General features: G+C 67.3%; 2 protein-coding genes and 1 tRNA gene. 1 reads left to right on the top strand and 2 read right to left on the bottom strand.

Annotation, left to right across the window (positions count from 1 at the left end; translation table 11 throughout):
• Window positions 1-154 precede the first annotated feature (154 nt).
• The gene (locus KF857_13070) at window positions 155-1,255 is read right to left on the bottom strand and encodes a Zn-dependent alcohol dehydrogenase (protein ID MBX3112923.1); all 1,101 of its coding nucleotides are present in this window, start codon (window positions 1,253-1,255) and stop codon (window positions 155-157) included.
• 46 nt (window positions 1,256-1,301) lie between these two features.
• On the opposite strand from KF857_13070, the gene KF857_13065 reads away from it, so the two are divergent.
• Window positions 1,302-1,376, top strand: a tRNA-Val gene (locus KF857_13065).
• Between the two features lie 95 nt (window positions 1,377-1,471).
• On the opposite strand, the gene KF857_13060 is transcribed toward KF857_13065, so the two are convergent.
• Window positions 1,472-1,686 (bottom strand): SRPBCC domain-containing protein (locus KF857_13060; protein ID MBX3112922.1); only part of this gene is annotated, 215 nt, incomplete at its 5' end.

Raw genomic sequence — 1,686 nt, 5'->3', positions numbered from 1 at the left:
GTAGTTTTCTCATGACCGTAACGTTATTTCGGTCATGAGATCGATATTCCCTATGCCAATTTGAGAACCAATTGATCGTTTTGCGGCAATCGTTGCATACTCAATTGGTACAGGTTCGTCTGACACAAGAATGCTTTTGTCGGCCGCGGGAAAGTCAGAAGACGACGACCCCGCGCGCCACACGGCCTTGGAGCATGTCCTGGTAGGCCACGTTGATCTCGTCAAGGGAGTACGTCCGGCTCACGAGTTGGTCGAGCGGCAGACGCCCCGCCAGGTAGTGGCCCGCATAGAGGGGAAAGTCGCGGGCCGCGTCGGCGGTGCCGTAGTAGCTCCCCATCACCGTCTTCTCTTGCCGCACCAACACGGCCCCGGGAAGGTTCGTCGCCGACCCCACCGGCGAGATGCCGCTGAGCACCACCGTCCCCCCTGGACGCACCGCGTCAAGCGCCTGCTCCTGCAGGGCAGGCGATCCGACCGCCTCGAAGACATAGTCAGGCCCGCGGCCTCCGGTCAGTCGGCGCAACGCCTCGTTGGTGTCCGGTCCAGACCGGAGCCGGTGAGTCGCGCCGAAGGCCGTCGCCTGGTCGAGTCGGCTATCGTGCCGGTCGACCGCGACGATGGTGGCCGCCCCCGCCAACACCAACCCCATGACCGTGCTGAGCCCGACCCCGCCGACACCAAAGACGGCCGCGCTGGCGCCGGCAGGGACCCTGGCCGTGTTGAGCACCGCACCGACGCCGGTCGTCACCGCACAGCCGATCAGCGCGGCGACCGGCAGGGGGACGGCGCCAGGCATCGGGACGCAGCACTGCCACGGCACGACGACACGCTCGGCGAAGCACGCTAAGGCGCTGTAGTGGTAGATAGGGCACCCTCGACGTGAAAACCGGGTCGTCCCGTCCAGCATGGTCCCCGCCCAGATGGGCCCGGTGTAAGCCTCGCACAGGCTCGGGCGGCCCGCCTGGCAGTAGAAGCAGTGCCCGCAACTTGGCGCCCAGTTCAGGGCCACCGGGTCACCCGCCGACAGAGTCGCGACTCCGGGGCCGACCCGCTCGACGACACCCGCCCCCTCGTGACCCGGCACGCACGGCGTCGGGTGCCTCGTGTCCCCCGTGACCAGGTGCCAGTCGCTATGGCATACCCCCGTCGCCGCCATCCGGACAAGCACTTCTCCCGCCTGCGGCTCCGCCAAGTCCAGCTCCTGGACCTCGAACGCCCGCCCCACCGCCTCCAGCACCGCCGCCCTGACGACCATTCGGCGGTCTTACCCTGTCGCGCCGTCGGGTATCCTCACGCCTTCCGGGCGGTTAGCTCAGCGGTAGAGCACTTCGTTCACACCGAAGGGGTCACAGGTTCAAATCCTGTACCGCCCACCACCCATTGCCGGCAGTCCGGCAGTATGGCCTCCCGAAGGAGGCCGGGCGTCCCTGACCAGGCCCGCGACACGGCCTCACCGACCTCTGGGTGACGCCTACCCGTGAGGCAGACTGGCCAGCAAACTGTCGAGCTGGTCGAAGGCCTCCGGCATGGCCGCCGTGGCCCCGTCAGATTCCAGGGCCTCCTTCGACGGGTAGAGGTTGCTGACCACGACCGTCGTCGATCCCTCGGCCTCGGCGAACGTGGCCGTCGTCACCGTCTGGCCTCCGTCCTCTTCGTTGGTCCACACAAGCCGTGACGGCGCGGACA

This window comes from Fimbriimonadaceae bacterium, assembly GCA_019638795.1.
Taxonomy (GTDB): Bacteria; Armatimonadota; Fimbriimonadia; order Fimbriimonadales; family Fimbriimonadaceae; genus JAHBTB01.
The sequence above is the reverse complement of the archived record's forward strand: the minus strand, read 5'-3'. Positions and strand labels throughout refer to the sequence as shown.

What these genes read in the sequence shown, in the direction of transcription:
- KF857_13070 (MBX3112923.1), bottom strand. Translation starts at nt 1,255, where the DNA reads ATGGTCGTCAGGGCGGCGGTGCTGGAGGCGGTGGGGCGGGCGTTCGAG.